Raw genomic sequence first — 23,358 nt, forward strand, 5'->3', positions numbered from 1 at the left:
TTAGTCATCGGAAACCCCTCGTCCCCGGCACCAGCGGAGCGGGCCGCTGCCGCTGGCTCGGGTTGTTTCGGGGTGGTAGCGGATTCCGTGGTCTCGGCGGCGCACCTGTGCGGTATGAGCGCTGTATCCAAGCCGGTCCGGTCGGTCCCGGGGCTGGAGCCGATGATCGACGTGGTGACCCTCGCGGCCTATCTGGGGGTGCCGGTCTCGACGATCTACGACTGGCGTACGAACCGGAAGGGGCCGCCGGCCTACCGCTTCGGCAAGCACGTCATGTTCGCTGTCTCCGATGTGAAGGCGTGGGTGGAACAGCAGCGCGACCCGGCCGTGTCGGGCGGGAGCTGACCGGTCGTGGCTAGGCCGCGTCGGCCGATTGGCACCTTCGGCGAGTTCGGGTTCATCACTGCGGCCTCCGGCAGGGTGCGGGCGCGTACCCGGTTCCGGGACTGGGACGGCGCGACCCGCCTTGTGCAGGCTTCGGGGTGCACGCAGAGCGCTGCCGAGCGGGCGCTGAAGGAGAAGCTGTCCGCGCGCGCGGTCTACCAGTGCGGCAGCGGCGAGCTGAGTGCGGATAGCACCTTCAGGCAGCTCGCCGACTACTGGCTGGCCGACGTGGAGCTGAATCCGGATCTGGCCGGGGGCACCAAGGGGCTCTATCGGTGGAACATGACCCACCTCGTGCTCCCGCACTTCGCGGACCTGACGCTGCGGGAGATCGGCGTGGCCCGCTGCGATGCGTTCATCAAGCAGCAGCGGCGGATCAGCTACAGCCGCGCCAAGCAGGCCCGCAATGTGCTCCGCCAGGCATTCGGGCTCGCGGTGCGGCACGAGGTCCTGCCACGCAGCCCGATGGAGTCCATCGCCCGGCTGCGCCAACCCCGGCCCGACCCGAGCGCGCTGAGCGCGGCAGAGGTCGACGCGGTGCGGACCGCGATCCTGTGCTGGGAGAGGGGCCTGAGTCCCTGCGGCCCGAAACCCGACGGCCAGCTCGGCGCGATCGTCGAGATCATGCTGGGCACCTCCGCCCGGATCGGGGAGGTCCTGGCCATTCGCTGCCGCGATATCGACCTGACCTCGCCCGTGCCCTCGATCCGAATCGCCGGCACCCTCGTGACGCCGCGCGGCTCCGGGGGTCCGCCCACGCGGCAGGACCACCCGAAGACACACAAGTCGCGCCGCACGATCGCGCTGCCCTCGTTCACCGCGGAGGCCGTACGCACTCGCCTGGCCGCGGTGAAGGACCCTTCGCCTGACGGGCTGCTGTTCGCCAGCCGCAACGGGACCGCGCTGACGGCGGCCAACGTGCGCCGGCAGCTGCGGCATGTGCTCGAGCTGGCCGGCATCGAGGGAGTCACCCCGCATATGTTCCGGCGCACCGCGGCCACCGCCATCAGCGACAGCGCCGGTGTCGATCTCGCCGCTGAGCTGCTCGGGCACGTCGACCCCCGCATCACCGTCCAGCACTACATCCGCCGCAACGAGATGGTGAACCCCGCCACCGCGGCAATCCTCGACGCCACCTTCGCGAGGCAGGGCACACCGTGAGCGGGCCGGAGGCGGGGATGACGCGATCACGTCGGAGCGCACATCTGGTCCCTTCATGCCCGCACGGCGTAGCATGGTCGCGTCGCCGTCGCGCTCCGGGCTCCCCGAACGGGGCGGCACAGGACCCGGCTGCTGCAGACGCTTCCGGCGGTGCGGCCGCCGCGTCGGCTTTCCGGGTTGCGGGGCGTTTTCGCAGGTCACACGATGGGGCCACCGTGGCGCCACCGTCGCTTCCGCGGAGAGGAGGGGTGTGAGCGACGACCCCGAGCGGGAACACTTGAACTCCTCGGTGCCCCCCTCGCGCCCGAAACCACTGGTGCGCGTTGTGCCGCAGAAAATCAACGATCCTCGACACGTAAGCTGTCGATAACAACGTCGAGATGCCCCGACATCCACGACTCTTAGCGCCTGGGTTAGCACTTATGGCGGGACTGTCTGATCAAATCGTCGGTGTAACTGGGTTATTTGTTGGTCAGCGGCGGCCGATGGGGAGCCGGCGTCGAAGGCCGGATTTCGAAGGCGTTCAAGGCTCCCTTCCGCCGTTGGGTCCATCGGGGCCGGCCCTTTGCCCGTCGGGTCGAGGGCCATGACGGCGAGGTAGACGCACTTGAGCGCCGCCTGCTCGTTCGGGAAGTGGCCTCGGGCCTTCACCGCCTTGCGGATGCGAGCATTGACCGATGGCGTTCGGTGCACACCACACGGCGGATTTCGACGTCGAGCGGCGAACGGCGAGAGGACCGCGGCCGCCAGCGCCGCGATCGCGCGCTGGTACCCCAGGGTGGAGGAGTAGTCCACACCGGTCAGGCACATCCTCTGAGTCTTCCACCAGGGGGCCTCGCCGCCTCCCCGCCGGCAAGCCCATGCGGGCCCCGATGGGAGCGCGCCCGCTCGCGCAGGCCTTCCAGCACCATGACCCGAGCCCGCCGCGCGAGCATCCGGGCGTGGCGGGCCCGGGCGGGCGCCGGCGCTGACACCGCGGCCACAGGCATCGCCCCTCATGCCCAAGCATGCGACGGCAGACGCGCGCCGATGCCCAGCGCACGGGGAACGCGGCACGCGGTCGCCCCGGCAGGGAACCTCGACGGTCGGACCCCGCAGCTCCCCGCGACGGTGCCGCCGACCAGCAGGCATATCGGTGCCCCCGGCCGTGGGCAGCCGCGGGGTCGGCCGATTCCCCGAGGCAGGTGCCGTCCCGGTCCCCCGTCGGGGACCGAGTGTCTGACGAACGGTGTTTGAGTCCGGCGTTCTTCTAGTTGTCGGGCCGTTCGAGGCGGCCGTCAAAGGTGATCGCGAACGCGTTCAAGGGTGCTTTCCACCTGGCCACTCAGCGTGCCCTGCCGCGCCCGGTGGGGTCAAGGGACCGGGTGACCAGGTACAGGCACTCAGTGCCGCTGCGTCGTTGGGGAAGTGGCCTCGGGCCCTCACCGCGCGCCGGTAGCGGGCGTTGAGGGACTCGATCGTTATCTCCAGTCCTCCGAACCCTGTCCTCGACGTCTGTCAGGGGCGTTCTGGCTGTTTTGAGCGCCGTCGTGGACGTGGTTATCTCCGGTGTGTCCATCACGGAACAGGCTGGAGGGCCAATGTTGGTGCAGAGGGTGATCATGCCCGGGTAGGATGTGGCAGGATCAGGCGAAGCCCTCGGGGTCTTGGAGCCCGGCCTCGCGAGCCAGGCCGGCGAGCTGGTCCCGGGTCCGGGCGAGGTAGTCCATGCTCGCCCGGACCAGGGGGTGGTCTGGGCCCATCTCGATCAGCACGTGCAGGAACGAGCTGACCTCCGCGGTCCCGCGCCGGAACCAGTCCTCGAAGACGTCGAACACGGCCAGCAGGGCCGGGGCGTCCTCGCCGCGGTGCCGGGCGACGGCGGCCTCGATCGCCGCGCTGCGCTCCTCGTACCAGCGCCCCAGATACGCCAGGGCGAGGTCGTCCTTGGCGTGGAAGTGCTTGTAGAAGGTCGCCTTGGCCACGCCCGAGGCCTCCACGAGCTCGTCGACGCCGACGTCGCGGATGCCCCCGAGGGCGAACAGGCCGAAGGAGGCGTCCAGGATCCGCTGCCGGGCCGTGACGGCCTTCCCCCGGCCTGGCATCTCCGTCGCTTCCTCCATACCGACTCCCTACCCGCCCGAGGGCGTCCTGACCCAAAGTGGCCAACCAGTGGGTCCCCTGAGAGCACCCCGGCAGCCTTCCTCGGCGCAGTTCCCCCCACTTGGGGGAAGGGGAGGACCAAGGGGCATTCCGGCTCGAGTCGCGCCGCAGTGTTCGGCGGCCGCAGGGCGAGTGCTGTCGACGACGCCCGCCGGTGGCGCAAGGCATGTTCCGGCGACGGCCCTCCCCAGGCGCCCCTTGGGATCGCGGGCTGGCACCGTTCTCCGGCCGGGGATCATCGAGGTGGGTTCGGCCTCAGCCGCCCGGGCCGAGGGCCGACGCGGCGGCGTCGGAGCAGCCATCGTGCGATCCGGGATTGCGGTGGCCGGGTGGAGGAGACTGGGGCAGCGGTGGGACTGCATTGGGGGGAGGCGGCCCACCGCTGCCCGGCTTCCTCGGGCGCGACCTGTGCCCCGGCGTTGCCGGGCCCGGCTCCGCGGAGGCCGCCCCGCCGATTCTCCGCCTCGGCGGGCTGCATTAAGGTTAGGGCCTGTGCCCAGCGGCGGGCAACGGGGCCAGAGCCGGCTCGCGCGGGTCCCACCCGTGTGGCGGCGTGGCCGCCTCCTTTGGCCTGCCCGAACGCAGGTCCGGGATCGAGCAGCCCACGGCTGCCGTCTCCCGGCTGGGGGTGCCCGGGGGCCCTGGCAGGCCGGTCGGGCCCGGCGAACACTGCCGGGTGGTTCGTCGCAGCGGCCCGACGGCGGTTCCTGCGTGCCGGTGGACAGGCAGTTGAGCAAGCCAGCGCCCTGGGGTCGTGCCCCGGGACGGCTGCGGTCTCGGCTGCAGATCGCGCCGCGCGTGCGCGGAGGTTCGGGGGCTCAGTGCCCGGCGAGGTCGTCTGCCACGGGGTGCAGGTCCTGGGCCCAGCCGGAGGATCGGTTGGGCTGCGGGGAAGCGGCCTCGAAGTCCCGCAGTGCCTCTGCGATGTCCTCCAGGGCCGCGGAGAGGTTGGCCCTGGCCGTCGTGTAGGCCTCGTCCGAGAGGGGGTCCGCGGATGCGGAACGGAGCAATCTCGATTCCGGCCCTGATGACCAGCGGCGCTTCGAGCTCATCCATACACCGGGCCCCCGGTGCGCTGGGCGGGGCGCTCGTAGGGGGCGAGCCTGTAGCCGACGAACTCCTGGTCGAAGGTGACGATGCCGGAGTCCACCGCTTCGAGCTTGGCCCGGACCAGCGCAGCCAGCGCCCGCCAGCGCTGGCGCGCGCCCTCCTGGGCGCTCTTCGCGGGCTGCCCGGTGCTGGGCGGCCGCAGGGGCTCCTCCGAGGCGCGGGGCAGGGACAGGACGATCCGGTAGTGGCGGCTCCCCGAGGCGAACGCGATCGCGGCCCTTCCGTCCTCGCTGGCGCACCGGACGTCGGTAGCGCCGGAGCGGGCGAGCAGGTCCTGGATCTCGGCCTGGGACGCCGCGGCGGTGATGGAGGAGCCGCGGACGTAGTTGGTGCTCATTGGTTGCAGGGCTCCTGTCTGACCGGGACCCCGGTCCGGCTTCCGCACTCGTGGCCCGGAGGCCGGGCGAGTTCCAGCGGGCCTGGCCGGCAAGGGCTCCCGCGTCCGCGGCCCCGAGATGCGCGGCTGGCGCGTGCGGGGAGGCTGGGGAGTGGGAGGCTGGGGAGTGGGAGGCTGGGGAGTGGGATGACGGGGACGCCGTTCGAATCGGCTGCCGCGCCCGCGGGCGCGTCCAGCCTGCCGGAAGCCAGGGGCAAATCGCCGATCGCTTCCGACCACTCTACGCCCCGGCACCCCGGGCAAATTCGGAAGGGGCCCGGATGCCCCCGGCAATACCTGACGGGTCCAGTCGGCGAAGCCGGAATTTGATGCGATCGCGACGGAGGCCTTTTCCTCTCGCCCGGTCAGAACCTAGATCTGGAAGAGGAGCTCGGCGCCTCGGCGGTCGAGTTCCATGTAGCCGAGCTCGGCTACGTCCAGATCGATCCCCGCGGAGCCGAACTGCTGTTCCAGATCATCACCGAGCGCGAAGAACGGGCAAGCATCGGCATCGCGACCAACCTTCCCTTCAGCGAATGGGGGTCCGTCTTCCCCGACCCAAGGCTCGCCGCCATCGTCGACCGCGTCACCTTCAACGCCCACATCCTCGAAACCGGCACCGACTCCTACCGCCTCCGAACCAGCAGGACCTCGAGCCGACGCAAATCCACCCCAGCATCGGCCTCATCCTGATCACCGCCCTTCAAGCGGGGCCACAATTGGCGCCGACAGACGGGGCCAGATCACTTGACGAAACCCAGCGGTCCTTGCCCCGGCTGCGCTCGAGGCCACCGCGGCGGCCCTGCACGAGGCGGAAGCCGCCCACGCCGCATCGCTGCGGGTCTTCAGCCTCGCAGCCGAACGGGCCCGTTTCGAGCCCGACCGCGCCCGACGGCAATACGACGCGGTCGAGCCGGAGAACCGGCTGGTCGCCCGGACCCTCGAACGCGCACTGGAGGCCAAGCTCGCCGTGCAGCGCCAGGCGGAGCGCGACCTCACGGCCCAGCAGGCCCGCCGGCCGGTCGAGCTCACCGACCAGGAGATGGCCTGGCTGACCCACGCCGGCGCCGACGTCAGGGCGATCTTCGAAGCCCCCAGCACCGCTTCCGCGACCGCAAGCAGCTCCTGCGCGCTGTCCTGGCCGAGGTCGTGGTCACCGTCGACGACGCCAAGCGCACCGCAGCCCTGAGGATCACCTGGCAGGGCGGAGCGGTGACCGAGACGACGATGACGATGAACCACTCCGGCGGCCACGCACGGGCCACCGACGAGGACACCGTCGACCTGGTGCGCAGGCTGGCCGAGGGCTACGACGACACCACGATCGCCGGGATCCTCGCACGCCAGCGCAGGCTCACCTCGACAGGGCTGCCGTTCACACGGAGCAGGATCACATCGCTGCGGGCCGCTCGCGGCATTCCGGCGTCCGCCCGACCCAGAATGTCGGCCCCGCCGGTGAAGATGTGAAGGTGGCCACGATCACCGAAGCCGAGAAGATCCTCGGGGTCGGGAGGGCAACCCTCTACCGGGGGATCCGGGAGGGCTTCCTGATCGGCGAGCAGCTCACGCCCGGCGCACCTAGGCGGATCCGCATCGACAAGGCCGTCAGGGACCGGCTCTCGCCCGAAGTACCCGAGGGATGGCTCAAACTCGCCGACGCCGCCCGGGCGCTCGGAATCGCCAGCCAGACCGTGTTGCACAAGGTCCAACGCGGCGAGCTACAAGACGTCCACGTCGACCAAGGACGGCGAAAAGGCCTACGAATCAACGTCAAAGGCCACCAGATTGGAGTGTTTGATCAACCGTGAGAGAGGAATGCGCAGTATTCACCACATCCGGAGTCTCCTATGAGGCAGAGCGGGCCGCCGCGGCGGATCCATTCTCCTTGGGCGAGCGTGTGGACCGCGGCGGGCCATGTTGGAGTCCGGATGTGCGTTCTCGTACTGCGCCAGCACGGCCGAGCCCACGGCCGAGCCCTCCCGGGCGTCCTCGGCCGGCAAGTCTCCGACATGGACCGGGACGGCCACGCCGGACCTCTTCGCGAAAATAGTGAATGCGACCACGGTGATACCGCCCGCGCCAGCCGGTCCCAACCGAACCCGCCACTGCGACGTCCCGGCCGAGCAGCCCGATCGGTTCGGCCTCCCAAGGCGCGCGCCGACCCTTCTCACCGGGCGCCCGGACCATTCTCTCCTTTTGCAGTCGCGTACAGGGCCGCTTGGGTGCGGCGTTCGAAGCCGAGCTTGGACAGGAGGGAGGAGGCGTAGTTCTTCACGGTCTTCTCCGCCAGGAACATTTCCGTCCCGATCTGCCGGTTGGTCATGCCCTGCCCGATCAGTTCCAGCACCCGCCGCTCCTGGCGGCTCAGGCCCTCGAACCGGGGATCCGGCGCCTCCCCGACGGGCCCGTCCAGGGCCTTCTGCACCTCGCCGGGGGCGAAAAGGCTCTCCCCGGCCGCGACGCGGCGGATGAGGCCGGCGAGATCCAGGCTCCGGACCTGCTTGAGCACGTACCCCGAGGCCCCGGCCAGGACGGCCGCGCCCCGGGCCGGGCCGTCCTCGTACCCTGTGAGGATCAGACAGCGGATGCGCGGGTCAACCGAGCGCACGCCGCGGCAGACCTCGATCCCGTCCCCGTCCCCCAACCGGGCGTCCAGCACCGCCACGTGCGGGCGCAGGGCCGGGATCCTGCGGGTCGCCTCTGCCGCGGAGCCGCTCTCCCCCACCACGAGCATGCCCTCGTCCTCGAGCAGCTCCCGCAGGCCCCGCCTGACGAGCTCATGGTCATCCAGGACGTACACCCGGATCCCCCCGCCTTCTTCCACAGCGTCGCGCATCGCATCCGCCTCCCGCTAGCACCCCGACCACAGGGCGGCGGGGGCCGGACGCAGCAGCAGCGGCGCCGGGCGCGACGAGCACCGCGGGTGCGGTGCGGACTCGAAGGCTGTCCGTTCGGGGGTCTGACACAAAAGGGGGGAAGACGGTAATGGGAAAGTCTGCCGGGGTCCTCCCGATGGACCGCTTCTCGGCCCTGCCACAACAGTACGCAGGGTCCGCCCCGGGCGTCCACAGCCGCGCAGACGTTGTCCTCCGCCGAAGGGAACGCAGAGGCCGGCACCAGGACAGTCCTGGCGCGCCACGAACTACCCGAATTCGTTCGAGAGCGGAGGGGCAGGCCTGTGCGCCCGATCCCACAGGGGGCTTGGGAATGTACAGCTTTTCGAGACATTGCCTCTGGTGTCGCCAGCGGGCCTAAGACTCTCCCCTGGCGGCGGCCAGATGGTTTCCGTCGGCCGCGGAAGCGGGGGATTCTGGGGCCCACTGGGCGGGGGGAGGGCTCTGGCGTCCGCGGTGTGGCCGAGCATGAGACGTGTCGGTTTGGGCTGTCTCCGCCTGATCCCTGGCATTGAGGAGGTGGAACCGCTGGACCAGATGTCTCACCGCTGTCTGCCTCATGTCTGCCTCGGCGTGCGGCTCGCGTGTACCCGGGTCGTCGGCAACGTGGAGCACGACGGTGTCCTCGCGAAGACCCTCGCCCCCATCGCGCTCTCGGCCCTGTTGGGAATCCGGTCGTACAAGCGCCCTTCCGGGGCACCGTCACTCAAGCGCCTGGGGTCGGCTCCGGTTCGGTCCGCTCAACGCCGATGTCTTTGATAATCGTCTTCTTGGCATCGTTGAAGTGCCCGCCGACGATCTTCTCCGCGATATGGCGGGCGTCGGATTCGTTGTCGTAGCCCGAGCTGCCATCGATGGCAATGATCCGGCCGTCGTCCGCCTCCAAACGCCATGCCCACTTGCCGTCATTGCGTGGGTAGAGGATGCACTTTGCCACCCAAGTTCCTCCTCGTCAGCTAGGTCTGTCGCTGGAGCCGACTTGAAGCCGGAATCCGCCGGGCAATCGGCCTCGCCTAGCCTTGGCCTCAATCTCCCGTTTGAGATTCGGGGGCAGCTCATGGAGGCGCCCCATGCATAGTTCCTGCTCATGGCCCAGAGTAAGCCCAGCAGCCTCGCGTGCGCACGGGGCCGGATGTCAGCGCTCTTGAGGAATGGCGCTCTTTCGCTCTTGAGGAAGTGAGCAGCCGTTTGGTTTCAGTCTGACCTGTTCTCTGCCCTGACTGAAGGCAGGGTTTGTCGATCGCCACGGAATTCCCCGGCGCCGTTGCCACGGTTTTCCCCAGTGCCTGATGCGATGGTAGTGTCAGCGGCCATGAGATTCTCCCCATTGGCGGCCAGATAGTTCCCCGCTGACGGCCAGTTCTTTCTCCCCGTCCACGGCCAGTTGTTCTCCCCGGGTGCGGGATTCCTTCCGCCGGTCGTGGTGATGATCGCGGATGAAGAGCAACGAGGAGATCATGGAGATTCTTGAGGCGTATGACCTCACCGGCAGCTACCGTGCCGCGGCGGAGCTCGCGGGGTGTGACCATCACACGGTGGCCAGGTATGTGAAGCTGCGGGCTGCCGGAGGGCCGGATCGCGAGAAGGGGCAGCGGGCCAGGCCGATCGACGGGTTCCTGCCGAAGATCGAAGAACTCGTCGAGCGCTCGGGAGGCCGGGTCCGGGCGGATGTGGTCCATGAGCGGCTGGTCGCGATGGGGTTCGCCGGCGCGGAGAGGACCACGAGGCGCACGGTCGCGGAGGCCAAGGCGCAGTTCGCGGCGGGGCGGCGGCGCGTGTTCCGCCCCTGGATCGTCGAGCCTGGGCTGTGGCTGCAGTGGGACTACGGATGGGGGCCGAGGATCGGGGGCCGGGCGACGCTGCTGTGGTGCGCGTGGCTGGCGTGGTCGCGGTTCCGCGTCGTGATCCCGATCTGGGACAAGAGCCTGCCGACGGTCGTGGCGTGCATGGATGCCACGCTGCGCAGGATGGGCGGGGTCCCGGCGTTCGCGCTGACCGACAACGAGCGCACCGTGACCGCCGACCACATCGCCAGGGTCGCGGTGCGCAACCCGCAGATCGTGGAGATGGGCCGCCACTACGGGATGACCGTGCGCACCTGCGTTCCCGCCGACCCGCAGTCCAAGGGCGGCTCGGAGTCCACGGTGCGGATCTCGAAGGCGGATCTGGTGCCCACGGCGGCGAACCTGCTCGAGGAGTACCGCACCTTCGGGCAGTTGGAGAAGGCGTGCCACGATTTCTGCGACGAGGTCAACGCCCGCCCGCACCGGGAGACACGGCAGGCGCCGGCGGCGATGCTCGCTGCGGAGCGGGAGCGGCTGCATCTGCTTCCGAAGGCGCCGTTCACGGTGGTGTTCGGGACCACCCGCCGGGTGAACTGGGACGCGACCGTGTCGATGAACGGGGTCCGGTACTCGGTCCCGCACGAGCTGGCCAACACCAGGGTCTGGGTGCGCGAGGCGGGCGAGGAGGTCATCGTCACCTCCGTGGCCGAGCGCGGGGAGGCCCGCGAGGTGGCCCGGCATGCGACCGGGCGTCCCGGGACCCCAGTCCTGGACGACGCGCACTACCCGCCCCGGGCGGATGAGGCCGCGGACCGGCAGCCCAGGGCGACCACCCCGGAGGAGGCAGCGTTCCTGATGCTCGGCGCGGGTGCCAAGGCGTGGCTGGTCGAGGCCGCCGCCGCGGGAGCCAGGCGGATCCGCGCGAAGATGGCCGAGGCCGTCGCGTTCGCCAAGCTCTACGGCACCGACCAGGTCGACCGGGCCCTGGGCACGGCCGCGACGACGGGCAGGTTCGCCGACAGGGACCTGGTCTCGATCCTGGGCTACCAGGCCGGGCTCGCCCACGTGGAGCCCTCCCGGGCCTCCGAGGCCCATTCCCTCCAGCCGGGCACGGGCGGCTGGGGCCGCCTCGATGGCTCAGAGCCCGCCGCCGCCGACATGACGGGCGAGGAGGAGGGCCGGTGACGATCACAACGATGCAGACCGTGGTCGCCCGCGCCCACGGCGACCCGCTGGCCGAGGCCCTGGAGCTGACCCGCCGGCTGAAGCTGCCCCACATGCGCAAGGCGCTCACGGACCTGATCCCCACCGCGAAGGCCCAGCGCTGGGACCCGGCCGAGCTCGTGCGGGTCCTGCTCGCGGAGGAAGTCGCCGGCCGCGACCGCGCCAACCTGATCACCCGCCGCAAATCCGCCGGCTTCCCGGCAGGGAAGACCTTCGGCGACTGGGACGAGGAGCTCTCCCCGATCCCGCGCCCGACCCAGGAAGCACTCAAGTCCCTCGAATGGGTCCGCCGGCGGGAGAATCTCGCGATCTACGGGCCGTCGGGGACTGGGAAGTCGCACTTCTGCGAGGCGCTCGGCCACGCGGCAGTCGAGGCCGGCATGATCGTGTCCTGGTTCGGGATCGAGGATCTCGGCGCCCTGGTGCGCAAGCACCGCGCCGACGACTCCATCGCCCGGGCCCTGACCAGGGTCGTGCGCAGCGATCTGATCATCGTGGACGACATAGGCCTGCTCCCGGTCTCCCCAGACGCCGCCGAGGGGTTCTACCGCCTCGTGGACGCCGCCTACGAGCGCCGGGCGATGGCGGTCAGCTCGAACCTCGCCCCGGCCGGATTCGACGAGATCATGCCCAAGACCATCGCGACCGCGACGGTGGACAGGTTCATGCACCACGCCCACCGGGTCGAGACCAAGGGCGAGTCCTACCGCCTCGCCCAAGCCGCCTCCGGCAAGGGGGTGACGCCCTTCCGCTGACCCGACAGACTGAACCGCACCGGGTTTGATGGAGAGATCGATGACCCGGAAGGATTTCTCTCATGTCAGCACCGCGGAAGTACCCGGCCGAACTGAAGGAGCGCGCGACGCGCATGGCCTTGGAGGCCCGCGCCGATCCCGCGACCAGGGTCGGGGCGTACAAGCGGATCGGGGAACAGCTGGGGATCCATCCCGAGGCGCTGCGGACGTGGGTGCGCGAGACGGAGGTCGACGAGGGGCTGCGACCGGGGACGACCAGCACTGACGCTGCCCGGATCGCCGAGTTCGAGCGGGAGAACCGCGAGCTGCGCCGGGCGAACACGATCCTGAAGCAGGCCTCGGCTTTCTTCGCGGCGGAGCTCGACCGCCCGTCGAGGTGATGTGCGCCTTCGTCGAGGAGCACCGCGACGAGCACGGGGTCGAGCCGATCTGCCGCGTCCTGCAGATCGCCCCGAGCACCTACTACGCCCACCGCACCCGCCAGCCCTCCGCGAGGGCGCTGAGGGATGCCGGGCTGGCCGAGAAGATCCGCACCGTGCATGAGGAGAACTACGGCGTCTACGGGGTCCGCAAGGTCCATGCTGCCCTGAACCGTGAGGGCATCCCGGTGGCGCGCTGCACCGTCGAGCGGCTCATGCGCGCCGAGGGCCTGCGCGGGATCAGCCGCGCCAAGGGCCCGCGCACGACACGTCCGGCCCCCGAGACGGCCCGCCCCGCCGACCTGGTCGAGCGCCGGTTCACCGCGGAGGCGCCGAACCGGCTCTGGGTCGCGGACATAACGTATGTGCGCACCTTCGCCGGCTGGGTCTACGCGGCGTTCGTCCTGGACGTCTTCGCCCGCCGGATCGTGGGCTGGCAGGTCTCCACCAGCCTCTACACCGAACTAGCCCTCGACGCCCTGCAGATGGGCATCTGGGCCCGCACCAGGGACGGGGCCGACCTGGCCGGTCTGGTCCACCACTCCGACCGCGGGGTCCAGTACCGGGCCATCCGCTACACCGAGCGCCTCGCCGAGGCCGACGCGGTCGCCTCCGTCGGCTCGCGTGGGGACAGCTACGACAATGCCATGGCCGAGGCCCTGAACTCCCTGTTCAAGGCCGAGCTGGTCCGCAACAGAGGCCCCTGGCGCGACATCAACCACCTCGAGATCGCCGTGGCCGAATGGGTCGACTGGTACAACCACCGGCGCCTCCACGGCGAGCTCGGCCACGTCCCCCCCGCCGAATACGAAGCGGCCCATGCCGCACCAGCCCAACAGCCAGAACCCACGAAAACCAACTAAAAAGTACTCCATCAAACACGGGGCTTGACAGACAGTCCAAACCCGAACCGGGGAATCAACTGGCCATACGTGGGGAGGAAAGATGGCCGCCACCGGGGAGAACAACTGGCCGTCCACGGGGAAAACCAACTGGCCGTTGACATGGTAGCCGTGTCTTGAATCGCTGGCGCCTCTGCTCGGGGAGGAATCTCGATTGGTGAAGCTGCGGGAGCGGGAGCCTTGCTTCTGCTGATGCCTGATCGCGTCAATGTGCTTGGCGAATCGGCAGCGCGTGGCCAGGGCAATGCGGCCGCTGATTTCGCCGGGGTCCTGGTGGGAGGCGCCTCGGCGGTCGCCCCTGTCTTGGGTCTTTGGGTCAGGTGCGCTCGGGCGGGTAGGGAGTCGGTGTGGAGGAAGCAGCGGGGAGGGTGGGTCTGGGGAGGGCCGTCTCCGCGCGGCAGCGGATTCTGGACGCCTCCTTCGGCCTGTTCGCCCTCAGAGGGATCCGCGACGTCGGGGTCGACGAGCTCGTGGAGGCCTCGGGCGTGGCCAAGGCGACCTTCTACAAGCACTTCCACGCCAAGGATGACCTCGCCCTGGCGTTACTGGGGCGCTGGTACGAGGAGCGCAGCGCCGCGATCGAGGCCGCCGTCGCCCGGCACCGGGGCGAGGAGATGCCAGCGCTGCTGGCCGTGTTCGACGTCTTCGAGGACTGGTTCCGGCACGGGACAGTGGAGGTCAGCTCGTTCCTGCACGTGCTGATCGAGATGGGTCCCGACCACCCGCTGGGCCGGGCGAGCATGGACTACCTCGCCCGCACCCGCGACCAGCTGGCGGCCCTGGCGCGCGAGGCGGGCCTGGAGGACCCGGAGGGTTTCGCCTGGTCCTGCCATATCCTGCTCAAGGGCGCGATCGTCGCCGCGGCCGAGGGCGACACCCACGCGGCCGAGCGCGCCCGCCGCATGGCCGCGCTCCTGGCGGAGGACTCCCGCCCGCAGCCCTGAGCCATCGCTTCGGGAGCTCGGGGTCAGGTGGCGGCGGGGCGCCGGCGTGCCCGGTAGGAGCCGGTCTGGGTGGTGATCTGGTGTGCGTTGTTCACGAGCCGGTCCAGGAGGGATTCGCCGCGACGACCTGGTTCGGGAACAGTGGGTACCACTCCTCGGGGGCACGGTTGGTGGTGACGATGATGGAGCGGGCGGGGCGCTCGTTGACGATCTCGTAGAGGTCGTCGCCCTGGGCCGGGGTGAACTCGCGCATCGCGAAGTCGTCAAGGATCAGCAGGTCGGGCTTGGTGTAGGCGCGCAGGCGGTGGGCCCAGCTCCCGTCCGCGTGGCCGCCGGCGAGGTCGGCCAGGACCCGGGAGGTGGGCGCGAAGCGGAAGGTGTGCCCTGCCCGGATGGCCTGGTGTCCGAAGGCTGTGGCGATGTGGGTCTTGCCGGTGCCCGAGGGCCGAGAAGCACCACGTTCTCCGCCTCGGAGAGGAACCCTCCTCCGGCCAGGTGAAGGATGGCGTCGCGCCTGAGCGCGGGCTGGTGGTCGAAGACGTAGTCCTCGATGGTCTTGCGGGCGGGGAACCCGGCGGCGCGGATCCGAAGCTCGGAGCCGGAGGCCTCCCGGGCGGCGACCTCCCGGTCCAGGACCGCGGCGAGGTACTCCTCGTGCGTCCAGCCGGCGTCGCGGGCCTGGTCTGCCAGCCGGGCCGCGGCCTTCTGGATCCGGGGGGCCTTCAGCGCCCTGGCGAGGTGGTCGATGCGCTTGATCGCCTCGGTGCTCACGGGATCGGCTCCTCGTCGATCGCGATGCCGAAGAAGGCGTCGTACTCGGCCAGGTCGCGCAGGATCCCGGCGTCCTCGATGGCCCTGGGCCGGGGCTGCTGGAACGCCGTGCGCAGCCGAGCCGCGCTGCGCACGTGCTCGGGGTCGGTGACGCGCCCGTTCCGGCCCCAGCTGCGCCGGTGGTGGGCGACGGGCATCCCGTCGAGCTGCGCCCTCACGCGCTCGAGGTCCGCGTGGACCTCCACGAGCCGGTCGATCGCGATCGGGTCGATGGAGTAGTCGTTGCCCAGCACGGTCGTGTAGTAGTCCCGGGCGACGCGGATGCGCTGGCGGAACCCCACCGGCGGGTCCAGTGCCGGGAGCGGGAGCATCGAGCGCCGGTCGCGCTCGAGCAGGTCGGCCGGGCGGGCGCCCAAGGCCCGGACGGTGTGCTGGTTCGCCCGCACCAGCCACTCGCCCAGCTGGCGTTGAAGTCCTCCGGATCCTGGAACCGGCGCCCGGGCAGGAACGAGGTCTCCAGGAACCGGTTCGCCCGCTCGACGATGCCCTTGGACTCCGGGTCGAACGGCTTCAGCTGCACGATCCTGGTCGCCAGGCTCCCGCAGAAGCCGGCCACCCCCTCGGCGAGGCTGTTCCGGCGCCCGATCCCGGCCTCGTTGTCCCAGACCAGCCGCCGCGGCACCGCGCCCAGCTGCCCCGAGAGCAGAGACCACATCCCGGCCAGCAGGTCCGCGGTCCTGCGGGAGGGAAGCATCCTGGCCGTGATGAACCGCGAGTACGAGGCCACGACCACCAGCACCGGGAACGACTCCCATCCTCCCGTCCCGGAGGGCACCCGGTGCGGCGGGAACCACAGATCGCACTGGGCCTGGTCCCCGGGCGCATGCTCGAGCCGGTCGGCCGGGTCCTTCGGGGCGTACTCGGGCCGCAGCAGCGCCACCCGCTTCCGGAACCAGGACTCCGAGCCCGGCCAGCCCAGCCGCTCGGCGATCACCGAGGCCGGCATCGAGGGGAACTCGCCAGGATCGCCCGCACCCGGGCCTCGTACCCATCGAACGCCGACGGCCGCGGAGGCTGCCGGTACACCGGCGGTCCCTCCGACCTCAGGGCGCGGGCGACGGTGTTCCTCGACAGGCCCAGCTGCCTCGCGATCTGAGCCTGCGGCACCCCCTCCGCCAGATGGAGCTGCCGGATCCGAGCCCAATCCTCCACAGTGATCACCCGTCCAATCGTGGATCGAGGTGCTCAATTCCTCAGGAGCGATCCTGCTCAATTCCTCACGAGCGCCGAGACCGGACGGGTGGAGACCGCCGAATAGCCGGGGCGTGTTTAGACGGGTTGAAATGGACCCCCTGGCCCCCGTCGCTACAGGGTCAGTTTCACTCCGTCGTCGACAGGGGCCGTAGAATTGGAGGATGGACTACGCCAGCTCGCCCCGTGCCCCATGGGTCGGCGGGCGGGGGCACCCCATCACCGAACTCGCCTGGGCCCTGGGCGAGGAGGTCTACCGGCATCCGGAGGAGCACGGATACGGCGAGTGCGACGCCGAGACGATGCGCCAGTTGCGTCGCGTTCACGACGTCCCCGGCGCCCTGGTCCGGGTCTATCGGGCGCTCCCGCCCGGCCTCGGTCAGATCAACCACGGTGACTGGGTCACACTTTCGGAGGACTACGCACGCCAGCACGCCATGCGCGATGATAGCGCGGCCAACGACTGGCCCATCGTTTACGCCGATGTCCCGGCCCACACAGTCCTCACCGATGGGAAGGACCTGGACGAGTACGGCTACGGCGGGCCCTCGCTCACCGGCCTCGAAGGCAGCAGAGCGCCGAGCCCGAGCCGACACCGGCGGCCGCCGCGGGCAGGGGGACCCACCGCGAAATAGGCCATCCCCTGATGCCTCGCGGCCGAGGACCCGGTCACGTCCGAGGGCGCTGGCGGCGATGTCTTCGTCGGCTCGCTCCGGCTGTTGCAGGCCGCCGTCCCAGCAGGCGGCCCCATGCTGCTCGGTTCGGGGTATGCGACAGTGCTCATTGCGCGTGGCCGAGCTGGCGCCGGGCGGATGGGATGGTTTGGGAGGTCCGGACCCGGGAAATGCGGAAGGCTCCCTAGGCCAGGGAGACCGCGCAGACGAAGCCGGCGAGGGCCTCGGGTTCCAAGGGGATGGGGTCGGCCGCGGCTCCCCCGATCTCGGAGAGCCAGGCGATGAGGTCCGGCTGCTGTTCGAACGTCAGATGAGTCCCGTCGACCGCGTCCCCCTCATCAATGCCTCGACGTGCGCGCGACGGCATACGGCAGCCCCCCACGGCCCGTTCTCCGTCCACCCGCCCAGGCGCAGGACCGAGGCGGCTCTGACGAAGAGGAACGTCAACACCAGCCCCGCGGAGGCGATCCTCCGCGGACGGCGGTTGGTCGGTGCTTTCGCCAGAGCAAGCGGCTCCCACGTACAGGCCAACCTCCCGCGCACGGGCAAACTCGAGAGACGCTGTTGGACGACTACCTGTGCTCTTGGACAAAGGGGCATTCGAAGACCGAGCCGAGGCCGTGGCCGACGGCGTTGAGGTAGCGGATGATGATTCCGTAGGAGACCAGCAGCGATGTGGCCGTATAGGGGATCCCCTGCTGCGCGCAGTGCGCCCGGACCAGGGCCTCCGCGTGCCGGAGCGCGGGGCGGGGCATGGTCGGGAAGAGGTGGTGCTCGATCTGGCGGTTGAGCCCGCCCATGAGCAGGTCCATGAGACGCCCTCCGCGGATGTTGCGGGAGGCGAGGACCTGCCGGGTGAGGAAGTCCGCCTTCGAGGACGTCGGGAAGATCCTCATGCCCTTGTGGTTGGGGGCGAAAGTGGCGCCCATGTAGAGGCCGAAGACTCCCTGCTGGACCCCGACGAACGCCGCGGCGATTCCCGGCGGGAGCAGCCAGAAGGCCAGGGCGGGCACTGCGCAGGTGCGCGCTGCGAGGATGGCGATCTCGATTCGCCTGCGCTCGACCGGGGCCCGGCGGAAGAGGACCCTGAACGAGTCGACCTGCAGCGCGAAGCCCAGGAACGGCAGGACCGGGAAGAGCAGGTAGCCCTGGTGCCGGGTAATGAACCCGAGCCAGCTGGGCCGTGCTGCGGCGGCGGCGTCGTGGAAGGCGATCGTCCCGGGCTTGATGTCCGGGTCCTTGCCGATCACGTTGGGGGTGGAATGGTGCTTCGAGTGCTTCTGCTGCCACATCGCGTAGCTGATCCCGGTCAGGGCGTTGCCCACAATCCGGGCGGACCATTCGTTGGCAGCCCACGAGGAGAAGACCTGCCGGTGCGCGGCCTCGTGGGCCAGGAACCCGAACTGCGTCATCAAGATCCCCAGACCCGCGGCGATCAGCAGCTGGAACCACGAGGCACCGATGAGCGCGAACCCTGTCCACGCCGCGGCCCAGGCCAGCACCAGGACGACGAAGAGGGCAGTGTAGTAGCCCCGCCGCCGCTCCAGGAGCCCGGCGGCGCGCACTTCCCTCTGCAGGGCCAAATAGCTGTCGACCACGCGGTTCGGGCGCGCGGCCCGTTCTTCTCGCTCGCTGTCTTGGGTCATGATTCCTCGAACCTCCGCAGGGGAGGTGGGCGAGAACCAGATTTCGCGGACTCTCCCCTTTCCCTCAGGCTACGCCTCCGCCCTCCCGGTGCCCACAGCCCGCCGAGCCCCCTTCCGGACGGGGCCAGTTTGCTTGTGGATGGGACAATGGGGCGAGGAGCGGCAACAGACGCCGAAAGGGCGCTCTGGGTGGTTCCGGAGATTAAGGAGGGGATCCCGATGGGCCCCATCGCCTTGACAGTCCTGATCGTGGTCGTCGTGGCGTTGCTGATCGCGGCGAGGATGTCGATTCGCATCGTGCGCCAGTTCGAGCAGGGCGTCCTGTTCCGGCTCGGAAGAGTCGTGGGGGTGCGGCTGCCCGGATTCCGGCTTATCATCCCGGTCGTGGACCGCCTGCCCCTGGTGAGCCTGCGGATCGTGACGATGCCGATCCAGTCCCAGGGCATCATCACCCAGGACAACGTCAGCGTCGATGTCTCCGCCGTGGCCTACTACCGGGTCGTGGACGCGGTGAAGTCCGTTGTCGCGATCGAGAACGTAGCGGCCGCCATCGACCAGATCGCCCAGACCACCCTGCGCAAGGTCGTCGGCCGGCACACCCTGGACCAGACCCTCTCGGAGACCGAGCGGATCAACCGGGACATCCGCCAGATCCTGGACGTACTGACGATCGAGTGGGGCGTGGAGGTGACCCTGGTGGAGCTGAAGGACATCCAGCTTCCCGAGAGCATGAAGCGGGCGATGGCCCGCCAGGCCGAGGCCGAGCGGGAGAAGAGGGCCAAGATCATCGCGGCCGAGGGGGAGGCGATCTCCGCCGCCGCGCTGGGCGAGGCCTCGGACACCATGATGGCCCACCCCTTAGCCCTGCAGCTGCGCAACCTGCAGAGCCTGGTGGAGATCGGCGTCGACAAGAACACCACGGTCGTCTTCCCCGCCCCGCTGATGAGCACGATCGGTGAGCTCTCCGCGTTCCTGGCCCGGGAGAACCAGGCCGCCTCCTCCACCGACGGCAGGGCCCCGGTCAAAGCGGCCTGACCTGCCGGGCGCGGTTCGCAGCGCCTCGTGTGGAGCACCGGCGTGGGCTATCGTCGGGTCATGGTGGCCGCCGCCGCGGAACGCGTCCTCACCTCGTACCATTGGCTGGGGATCCCGATCGCCCTGGCCGGGGCGCTGCTGCTCTCCCTGGGGACCCTGTTCCAGCACCGGGGCGTCCACGACAGCGCCGCCGCCCCCGCCCGGCGCGGCGGCACAGGCGGAGCCGGGGGCATGGGGGGCGGGCGGCTCCAGCGCCTGGTGCGCCGGCCCGCGTGGCTGGCGGGGACGGGCATGCTCGCCGGGGCGGTCGTCCTGCAGCTGACGGCCCTGCGCTTCTCCCCGCTGATCGTGGTCCAGCCCATCGGGGCCTTCGCCCTGGTCGTGACCTCCCTCGCGACCGCGCTGATGGCCCGGGCGGCGCCCGGGCGCAGGACCGTGGTCTCGGTCCTGCTGTGCGTGGCGGGGGTCGGGGCGTTCGTGACCGTGGCGGCCCTCTCGGCCCGGGATGCCCCGATCAGCGATTATCACCTGGTGGCCGTCCTGGTCCTCCTCGGCACCGTCCTGGCCCTCCTTGGCGTCGGGTTCGCCCTCTGGCGCCGCAGGTGGAACGCGATCGCCTACACCGTCGGGGCCGGGGTGCAGTTCGGGTTCGTCGCCGCGCTGGCCAAGACCGTCATCGCCAGGATCCTCCAGGGCGACTTCGAATGGCTTTCCCTGGCCTGCCTGGCAGGCCTTGGCGCCGCGGCCGGCTTCGGCGTGTACATGGTCCAGAACGCCCACACCAGGGGAAGCTCCGAGCTCGTCGTGGCCGGGCTGACCGTGGTGGACCCGCTGGTCGCCGTCACCATCGGCATCACCGTCCTGGGCGAGGCGGATGCCGCACCGCCGGAGGCGTTCGCAGGGTTCATCCTCGCCGGCGCAATCGCGGTCGCCGGGGTGATCTCCCTGGCCACCGTGCACGCCAGAGGGGCCCACGGGCAGCAGCCGACCCCGCAGGGCTGAGGCGGCGGTGGGGCGAGGCTGCGGCCTTGGAGTCCCCTCGCGTGCCCTGCCGTCCAGCCCGGCCACAGGCCTAGTCTGGGCCTGGGCTGGAACCACGCCTGGTGAAATCTCCGCGATGCGGTGACAGCCTGTAGGACCGGTGGCGTCTTTTCCGCCTTCCACTCCCAAGACTGGAAGAGTTGAGCGACGGGGGACATCGTGAGCGGGGCGGGGCCGGCGCCCGCTCACGAGTCGCCGACACCCGCATGCCGAAGCTTGCGGCAGCATCCGGGGCATCATGGGGCGGATGCTGCCCGTTCAGGGAAAACCCTTCCCTCCTTGGGCGAATCGCCGCCCACCACACCCCTCGTCGCCGGGCAGCTGTGCGCGAGATGCTCCTCGCCCCCGCCGTGAAGCGATGATCCCGCTGCCCGCCCTCGAACCCCGGCGAGGCCTCCCCGCCTCACTGTCGGAGGCACGGCGCTTCCGTCATGCGGAAACGATGTAGACTGGCGGCTACGGGAGCCGATGCGCCTTCTGCCTCCACCTTTCGGAGGGAAGGCGGAGGCAGCCCCCCGCCGACACGTCTCCAGCGAAACCTCCAGCCGTGAATCCTCCGGCACTCCTTGCCGCGAGCGACCGCCCCGCATCCTCCCGCGGGGCCATCCAGAGAACGACTGAAGGACGTGGAACCACCATGGACACCATCACCGAGTCTGCCCCCCGCCTGCCCGAGCAGGCCATAGCCCTCAACGCGATCGTCGCCAGCGCCCTGCCCTGGAACCTGGGTACCGCCAGGGGCCCTTCGAAGTACACCGTCATGGTCGCCCTGAGCAGGCGGGCCGAGCCGTACGAGATCGACCTGATCCAGGACCCCTCCACCGTGCGGCGGCTGCGCAACGCGGGCTACGAGGGCGTCTACATCGCCATCGCCGGCCGGCGCCTGCTGGTGGAGAACACCAACCTCGAACAGCTCAGGGCGGGCCTGGCGCGCGAGCTCGCCCGCCTTTTCCGGGACGTCTCCATCGCGGCCCTGTCCCAGCACGGCCAGCGGCGCTCGGAGCTCGAGGCCCTGGTCCTGCTCGAACGGGACCGGAGGGAGGCGGTGGAGGCCCTCGCGGCAGGAGTCCGCTTCACCTGCTGACACCTGCCCCCGAACAGTTCCTGGAAGAGCAGGATTGCCGCATGCCGGCAGAAACCGACCCGCGGGCCCGCTCGCCCCGGCGGTCAGGCCCGTGCTGCCGCGACGGCCACCGACGAGGTCCCCGCCCCGTCGACGAGGACCCGCGCGAGCGCTGGGACAACGAGGGCGGCCACGACCGCAGACGCCCTGCGGGGGCGCCCAGGGCAGCGAGCCGCTGAACGCCCGGCCAGCTGTCCCCGACATCCCAGTTGGCCGTGTTCTGAGTCGTCGACATCGTTGACGGTGAAGAAGGCCCGGGATCATGGTCAGCTGCCGTGCCGCGTGACGACGACGTGGCGGGTCGAAGGCATGCGGCCTCCCGCCGTGGGAGCCCTCCCGCCGAGGACCCCGGCAGGGCACGGCAGGGCCTGCCGGGCCCGATGCGGGGGACGCGAATCTGCTCCAGTGCGGCGGCCATCATGGTCGTGTCGTTCACGTTCCTGGCTGTGAGGACCCCGGCGAGCATCCTGCCCCTGCCGCAGCTTGGTCGTCAGGCCGCCGCGGGAGCGCCCGACCGCGTGGTCAGGCGGCTGCTGCCCCAGTTTCATGTAGTTCGACGGGGCCCTCTGTGTCGGGGGCGAGGTTCGCGCCGTGCTGGTGCACGCGCACGATCGTGGAGTCGAACGAGGCGATTCCAGTCCAGGTCCGCGGCGGCGTCGCCGCGTGCCTGGATGTCCCAGTTCCCGAACCGCTCCGGCACGTCCCGCCATGGGGCACCCGTACGGAACTTCCACGCCACGCCCTCCACCACCAGCCGCCGCTCGGCCACCGGACGCCCATTGCCCTTCCAGCCAGGGAACAGCGGCCCGATCGCAGCCCACACCTCATCGGAGACAACATCACGCTCGCCCATGCGCCCAGCCAAGCGCAGAACCAGCCCCACAATGTTTAGCAACACGCCCTAGCGGTCCCTGAGGGCTTCGGCGACCTCCTCCAGGCTCAGCCCGAAGCGCCTGGCCGGGTCGCCTGCCACCACCGAGTCCGTGCGAGGGTCCATGAGCCAATACGTCGGCTGCCCCTCCGCGGTCCCGGAGCGCTCCAGGCGGAGCCCCTTCTGTTCCGCCAGCCGCTGCATCCGGCGCTCGGCGTTCCCGTGGCGCGCCTCCGCGCCTCGCTCATCCTCGGTGCTCATGGCCGTGCCTCCTGCCGTGTGGGCCGGGCCTAGGGGCCCGGCGGGTCGATCGCGCCAGGGAGACTGCGAAGCCCGGGGGGCTGTTCCTCCTGGTAGGGGTTCTCCGTCTCGCGGAACTTTGCCAGCACATCGGAAATGGGCCTCGACTCGCACTCCCTGCACACATCCACAGCGCCCCGGCCCCAGATGCTGTCATAGACCCTGGTCAGTCCCTCCTTCGCGGTCTCGGCGCCGCAGAGGTCACAGGTGTTCGTGTAGACCGTCCTGCTCGTCCTGGCCATAAGAGGAGGGCTCCCTTCATCTGTGCCGAGCGTACGCCCTGCACCTGCCCCTGGGTAGCGGGCTGCGCACCGGCCGCCAGACGCTCCCCCAAGGGGCCCTCCTCCGGCCCGTCACCTGGATCGCGACCCCGGCCATCGAGAGGAGGGCGCGAGTGATGCTTGCGGTCGGGAGCCCGCGCGGCGCCGCGCAGGGGACGATGTCTTCCAGCCGGCAGAACGACCGGCGTCGGTCGTGCGTGGCAAGGACCGTAGCTGATGGCTGATACATCACCTCCACGGCGTGTCCGATTCGGCAGCGTCTGCACCGCG

The 23,358-nt window shown here is 70.3% G+C and carries 22 protein-coding genes, 5 pseudogenes and 1 other annotated feature; of the genes and pseudogenes, 13 read left to right on the forward strand and 14 right to left on the reverse strand.

What is annotated here, in order from left to right; all coding sequences use genetic code 11:
• Positions 1-114 precede the first annotated feature (114 nt).
• Positions 115-345: a helix-turn-helix domain-containing protein gene (locus tag L0M17_RS06215; RefSeq protein ID WP_241052959.1), complete on the forward strand. Its 231-nt coding sequence runs from the start codon at positions 115-117 to the stop codon at positions 343-345.
• A 6-nt stretch (positions 346-351) separates the two neighbouring features.
• Entirely contained in the window at positions 352-1,545 is a 1,194-nt protein-coding gene (locus L0M17_RS22655; protein WP_241052961.1) for a tyrosine-type recombinase/integrase, read from the forward strand.
• Between the two features lie 461 nt (positions 1,546-2,006).
• Here the strand turns inward: L0M17_RS22655 and L0M17_RS06225 are convergent.
• From L0M17_RS06225 to L0M17_RS06245, 5 genes and pseudogenes are all read right to left on the reverse strand, one after another.
• A pseudogene (locus L0M17_RS06225) lies at positions 2,007-2,261 on the reverse strand (transposase); the annotation flags it as partial.
• Positions 2,262-2,794: 533 nt separating this feature from the next.
• Positions 2,795-3,003, reverse strand: a pseudogene (locus L0M17_RS23045) (transposase); the annotation flags it as partial.
• A gap of 167 nt (positions 3,004-3,170) precedes the next feature.
• Entirely contained in the window at positions 3,171-3,647 is a 477-nt protein-coding gene (locus tag L0M17_RS06235) for a TetR/AcrR family transcriptional regulator (protein ID WP_241052964.1), read from the reverse strand.
• Between the two features lie 858 nt (positions 3,648-4,505).
• A complete protein-coding gene (locus L0M17_RS06240; RefSeq protein ID WP_241052968.1) occupies positions 4,506-4,697 on the reverse strand; it encodes a hypothetical protein in 192 nt (63 codons plus the stop codon).
• Between the two features lie 38 nt (positions 4,698-4,735).
• The gene (locus L0M17_RS06245; protein WP_241056527.1) at positions 4,736-5,134 is read right to left on the reverse strand and encodes a hypothetical protein; all 399 of its coding nucleotides are present in this window, start codon (positions 5,132-5,134) and stop codon (positions 4,736-4,738) included.
• 456 nt (positions 5,135-5,590) lie between these two features.
• Here L0M17_RS06245 and L0M17_RS06255 point away from each other — a divergent pair.
• Positions 5,591-5,866: pseudogene (locus tag L0M17_RS06255) on the forward strand (ATP-binding protein); the annotation flags it as partial.
• Between the two features lie 10 nt (positions 5,867-5,876).
• On the opposite strand, the gene L0M17_RS06260 reads toward L0M17_RS06255, so the two are convergent.
• Positions 5,877-6,233: a hypothetical protein gene (locus L0M17_RS06260; RefSeq protein ID WP_241052970.1), complete on the reverse strand. Its 357-nt coding sequence runs from the start codon at positions 6,231-6,233 to the stop codon at positions 5,877-5,879.
• Between the two features lie 89 nt (positions 6,234-6,322).
• On the opposite strand from L0M17_RS06260, the gene L0M17_RS06265 reads away from it, so the two are divergent.
• Complete coding sequence (locus L0M17_RS06265; protein ID WP_241052972.1) at positions 6,323-6,640, forward strand: hypothetical protein; 318 nt, start codon at positions 6,323-6,325, stop codon at positions 6,638-6,640.
• Between the two features lie 2 nt (positions 6,641-6,642).
• The gene (locus L0M17_RS06270; protein ID WP_241052976.1) at positions 6,643-6,981 is read left to right on the forward strand and encodes a MerR family transcriptional regulator; all 339 of its coding nucleotides are present in this window, start codon (positions 6,643-6,645) and stop codon (positions 6,979-6,981) included.
• A 359-nt stretch (positions 6,982-7,340) separates the two neighbouring features.
• Here L0M17_RS06270 and L0M17_RS06280 read toward each other — a convergent pair whose 3' ends face one another.
• Both L0M17_RS06280 and L0M17_RS06285 read right to left on the reverse strand, forming a co-directional pair.
• Positions 7,341-8,009 (reverse strand): response regulator, encoded by a 669-nt coding sequence (locus L0M17_RS06280; RefSeq protein ID WP_241052979.1) that lies wholly within the window; start codon positions 8,007-8,009, stop codon positions 7,341-7,343.
• Between the two features lie 764 nt (positions 8,010-8,773).
• Positions 8,774-9,004, reverse strand: a complete 231-nt coding sequence (locus L0M17_RS06285) for a DUF1508 domain-containing protein (protein ID WP_241052981.1) — start codon at positions 9,002-9,004, stop codon at positions 8,774-8,776.
• Positions 9,005-9,503: 499 nt separating this feature from the next.
• Here L0M17_RS06285 and istA (L0M17_RS06290) point away from each other — a divergent pair, with 499 nt between their 5' ends.
• The 4 genes from istA (L0M17_RS06290) (at position 9,504) to L0M17_RS06305 (ending at position 14,095) form a co-directional block, all read left to right on the forward strand.
• Positions 9,504-11,036 carry an IS21 family transposase gene (gene istA / locus L0M17_RS06290; protein ID WP_290427278.1) on the forward strand — a complete coding sequence of 511 codons (1,533 nt, stop codon included), beginning with the start codon at positions 9,504-9,506 and terminating at the stop codon, positions 11,034-11,036.
• Positions 11,033-11,830, forward strand: coding sequence for an IS21-like element helper ATPase IstB (istB, locus tag L0M17_RS06295; protein WP_308196793.1), 798 nt, complete (start codon positions 11,033-11,035; stop codon positions 11,828-11,830). The genes istA (L0M17_RS06290) and istB overlap by 4 nt, the downstream gene beginning before the upstream one ends.
• A 62-nt stretch (positions 11,831-11,892) precedes the next feature.
• Positions 11,893-13,112 (forward strand): IS3 family transposase gene (locus L0M17_RS06300; RefSeq protein WP_241052982.1). Its coding sequence is split into 2 segments (ribosomal slippage): positions 11,893-12,172 and positions 12,172-13,112, totalling 1,221 coding nucleotides; the frame shifts between segments, so codons are not numbered across the junction.
• Positions 12,171-12,284: a sequence feature (AL1L pseudoknot), on the forward strand. Its footprint overlaps the gene before it by 114 nt.
• 386 nt (positions 13,113-13,498) lie before the next feature.
• Positions 13,499-14,095, forward strand: coding sequence for a TetR/AcrR family transcriptional regulator (locus L0M17_RS06305; protein WP_241052984.1), 597 nt, complete (start codon positions 13,499-13,501; stop codon positions 14,093-14,095).
• A 91-nt stretch (positions 14,096-14,186) separates the two neighbouring features.
• On the opposite strand, the pseudogene L0M17_RS22870 reads toward L0M17_RS06305, so the two are convergent.
• Positions 14,187-14,866, reverse strand: a pseudogene (locus L0M17_RS22870) (ATP-binding protein).
• A pseudogene (gene istA, locus L0M17_RS06320) lies at positions 14,863-16,078 on the reverse strand (IS21 family transposase). Before istA (L0M17_RS06320) ends, L0M17_RS22870 begins: the two co-directional pseudogenes overlap by 4 nt.
• Before the next feature lie 203 nt (positions 16,079-16,281).
• On the opposite strand from istA (L0M17_RS06320), the gene L0M17_RS06325 reads away from it, so the two are divergent.
• Positions 16,282-16,752 carry a hypothetical protein gene (locus L0M17_RS06325; protein WP_241052987.1) on the forward strand — a complete coding sequence of 157 codons (471 nt, stop codon included), beginning with the start codon at positions 16,282-16,284 and terminating at the stop codon, positions 16,750-16,752.
• A gap of 223 nt (positions 16,753-16,975) precedes the next feature.
• Here the strand turns inward: L0M17_RS06325 and L0M17_RS06330 are convergent, their stop codons facing one another.
• Positions 16,976-17,158 (reverse strand): hypothetical protein, encoded by a 183-nt coding sequence (locus L0M17_RS06330; RefSeq protein WP_241052988.1) that lies wholly within the window; start codon positions 17,156-17,158, stop codon positions 16,976-16,978.
• Between the two features lie 205 nt (positions 17,159-17,363).
• Positions 17,364-18,437: a fatty acid desaturase family protein gene (locus L0M17_RS06335; protein WP_241052991.1), complete on the reverse strand. Its 1,074-nt coding sequence runs from the start codon at positions 18,435-18,437 to the stop codon at positions 17,364-17,366.
• Between the two features lie 219 nt (positions 18,438-18,656).
• Here L0M17_RS06335 and L0M17_RS06340 point away from each other — a divergent pair, with 219 nt between their 5' ends.
• From L0M17_RS06340 to L0M17_RS06350, 3 genes are all read left to right on the forward strand, one after another.
• A complete protein-coding gene (locus tag L0M17_RS06340; protein WP_241056334.1) occupies positions 18,657-19,472 on the forward strand; it encodes a slipin family protein in 816 nt (271 codons plus the stop codon).
• Positions 19,473-19,532: 60 nt separating this feature from the next.
• Positions 19,533-20,474 (forward strand): DMT family protein, encoded by a 942-nt coding sequence (locus L0M17_RS06345; RefSeq protein ID WP_241052993.1) that lies wholly within the window; start codon positions 19,533-19,535, stop codon positions 20,472-20,474.
• Between the two features lie 676 nt (positions 20,475-21,150).
• Entirely contained in the window at positions 21,151-21,597 is a 447-nt protein-coding gene (locus tag L0M17_RS06350) for a hypothetical protein (RefSeq protein ID WP_241052995.1), read from the forward strand.
• A gap of 583 nt (positions 21,598-22,180) precedes the next feature.
• On the opposite strand, the gene L0M17_RS22875 is transcribed toward L0M17_RS06350, so the two are convergent.
• Both L0M17_RS22875 and L0M17_RS06360 read right to left on the reverse strand, forming a co-directional pair.
• On the reverse strand, positions 22,181-22,489 hold the full coding sequence (locus tag L0M17_RS22875) for a transposase (RefSeq protein ID WP_372497993.1): 309 nt from the start codon (positions 22,487-22,489) through the stop codon (positions 22,181-22,183).
• 48 nt (positions 22,490-22,537) lie between these two features.
• Positions 22,538-22,768 (reverse strand): hypothetical protein, encoded by a 231-nt coding sequence (locus L0M17_RS06360; RefSeq protein ID WP_241052996.1) that lies wholly within the window; start codon positions 22,766-22,768, stop codon positions 22,538-22,540.
• Positions 22,769-23,358 lie beyond the last annotated feature (590 nt).

This window comes from Sinomonas terrae (assembly GCF_022539255.1).
Taxonomy (GTDB): Bacteria; Actinomycetota; Actinomycetes; order Actinomycetales; family Micrococcaceae; genus Sinomonas; species Sinomonas terrae.

Coding starts and splice junctions, on each gene's coding strand:
- L0M17_RS06325 (WP_241052987.1), top strand. CDS start 16,282: ATGGACTACGCCAGCTCGCCCCGTGCCCCATGGGTCGGCGGGCGGGGG.
- istA (WP_290427278.1), top strand. CDS start 9,504: ATGAAGAGCAACGAGGAGATCATGGAGATTCTTGAGGCGTATGACCTC.
- L0M17_RS06245 (WP_241056527.1), bottom strand. CDS start 5,134: ATGAGCACCAACTACGTCCGCGGCTCCTCCATCACCGCCGCGGCGTCC.
- L0M17_RS06215 (WP_241052959.1), top strand. CDS start 115: ATGAGCGCTGTATCCAAGCCGGTCCGGTCGGTCCCGGGGCTGGAGCCG.
- L0M17_RS06335 (WP_241052991.1), bottom strand. CDS start 18,437: ATGACCCAAGACAGCGAGCGAGAAGAACGGGCCGCGCGCCCGAACCGC.
- L0M17_RS06235 (WP_241052964.1), bottom strand. CDS start 3,647: ATGGAGGAAGCGACGGAGATGCCAGGCCGGGGGAAGGCCGTCACGGCC.
- L0M17_RS06350 (WP_241052995.1), top strand. CDS start 21,151: ATGGACACCATCACCGAGTCTGCCCCCCGCCTGCCCGAGCAGGCCATA.
- L0M17_RS06330 (WP_241052988.1), bottom strand. CDS start 17,158: ATGCCGTCGCGCGCACGTCGAGGCATTGATGAGGGGGACGCGGTCGAC.
- L0M17_RS06340 (WP_241056334.1), top strand. CDS start 18,657: ATGGGCCCCATCGCCTTGACAGTCCTGATCGTGGTCGTCGTGGCGTTG.
- L0M17_RS22875 (WP_372497993.1), bottom strand. CDS start 22,489: ATGGGCGAGCGTGATGTTGTCTCCGATGAGGTGTGGGCTGCGATCGGG.
- L0M17_RS06345 (WP_241052993.1), top strand. CDS start 19,533: ATGGTGGCCGCCGCCGCGGAACGCGTCCTCACCTCGTACCATTGGCTG.
- L0M17_RS06280 (WP_241052979.1), bottom strand. CDS start 8,009: ATGCGCGACGCTGTGGAAGAAGGCGGGGGGATCCGGGTGTACGTCCTG.
- L0M17_RS06360 (WP_241052996.1), bottom strand. CDS start 22,768: ATGAGCACCGAGGATGAGCGAGGCGCGGAGGCGCGCCACGGGAACGCC.